1 protein-coding gene is annotated in these 1,698 nt (G+C 70.4%); it reads left to right on the forward strand.

Going from position 1 to position 1,698, the window contains the following annotated elements; all coding sequences use genetic code 11:
* Window positions 1–88: 88 nt before the first annotated feature.
* The gene (locus tag JL106_RS20470) at window positions 89–1,432 is read left to right on the forward strand and encodes an IS110 family RNA-guided transposase (RefSeq protein ID WP_205262632.1); all 1,344 of its coding nucleotides are present in this window, start codon (window positions 89–91) and stop codon (window positions 1,430–1,432) included.
* Window positions 1,433–1,698 lie beyond the last annotated feature (266 nt).

Raw genomic sequence — 1,698 nt, forward strand, 5'->3', positions numbered from 1 at the left:
CGCTAGTAACTGCCTGAGTGGTTGAAGACCAAGACATCCCCCTGTGTGGTCGACGGGCTTGGTGTCCCAACCAGACAGGAGGATGTCCGTGTCCAACGGTAGAGGGCTTTCCCGGGGTGACAAGCGGCGGAACGCGCGGTTGTCACAGCTGCGGCGGGTGTTGCCGCGCGAGCACGCGGTCCTGGCGGTCGATCTGGCTGATGACAAGCAGGTCTTCGCGCTGACCGATCATGACAGCCGGGTGCTGGCGCGCAGGACGGTGCGGTGCCGGCCCTGGCAGCTGGGTGAGGTGATCGCGTGGGGGCAGGCCGCTGCGGTCGCGGCCGGGTTCACCGGGGTGACGCTCGCGTGCGAGCCGACCGGTCATCGCTGGAAGGTCGTCGATGAGCTGGCCGCGGCGGCAGGGGTCGTGCTGGTGTGCGTGCAGCCGCTGTTGGTGCACCGGGCGCGGGAGGCCGAGGACTTCACCCGTGACAAGAGCGATGACAAGGACGCGCTGCTGATCGCCCGCCTGGCCACCCAGTTGCACGTCTACCTGCCCGAACGGGCCGATGCGACCTGGTCGCGGCTGCGGCACCTGGGGGCCCGCCGCGCCGAGTGGATCACCCATGGCGGTGCGGCCCGCCAGCAACTGCGCGACCTGCTGGAATGCGCGTGGCCCGCCGCGTTGACCGCGGCCGGTAAGCCATTGGACTCGCTGACCTGGAAGGCGGCGATGAGCGTGACCGCGTGCGACCCGGCGCGGGTCCGCACTCTGGGCCTGGCCGGGCTGACCGAAGCGGTCCGCGCCGAGCTGCCCCGCTGGGGCACCCACCGGATCCACCGACCGATCCTGGCCGCGCTGCACGCCGCCGCCAGCGACCGCCAAGGCGTGTCCTTGCAGCGTCCCGGCGCGCTGGAACGGGCCGCGTTCGCCTTGGCCGACCTGCACCACGCCCACACCCAGCGCACCCAGGTCGAGGCGTTGATGGTGAGCGTCCTGGACGAGCTGGACCTGACCGGGCTGGTCACCAGCATCCCGGGTCTGTCGGCCGTCAGTGCCGCTGCGATCCTGGCCGAGACCGGTGACCTGACCCGGTTCGACACCGGCCGCGCCGTGGTCAAGCACGCCGGCCTGTGTCCCCGCGAGAACGCCTCGGGCAGCTACACCGGCAAGACCACCATCAGCGGCCGCGGCCGGCCGCTGCTGCGGGTCGCCGCCTGGCGCGCGGTCTGGGGCGGGTTGCGCCACAACCCCGTCCTGGCCGCCCGCCACGCACACCTGACCAGTCGCACCACGAACCCGCTCAGCGATGCCCAAGCCAGGGTCGCGGTCGCCGGCAGCCTGCTACGACAACTGTTCATGGTCGTGACCACCCGTACCACCTGGAACGCCGACATCGCCGCCGGCACCCGCGACCCACGAACCGAGGTGACCGCCCCGGCCGCCTGACCACCACTCACGACGGGACGAGCTCGTTCGCCCTGGGGAGAACCCCGCAACTGAGCATGAGCAGTCCCGCCCGTGTCCCACCAAAGCTCGAATGAAGGCTGTTGGGGCAACACCCCGGTTGCACGCTAGGTAGAGCAGGGAACGGGCCCAGGACCCCGTCCAACACCAAACCTGATCAACGAGGCAGGCACACGCCGCCCCGCCGACCCCCCATACCCATCACCCAGCCAACACAGCACTTGACCTCAACCTCATAGGTTGCTCAG

The sequence above is a fragment of the Nakamurella leprariae genome (assembly GCF_016918035.1).
Taxonomy (GTDB): domain Bacteria; phylum Actinomycetota; class Actinomycetes; order Mycobacteriales; family Nakamurellaceae; genus Nakamurella; species Nakamurella leprariae.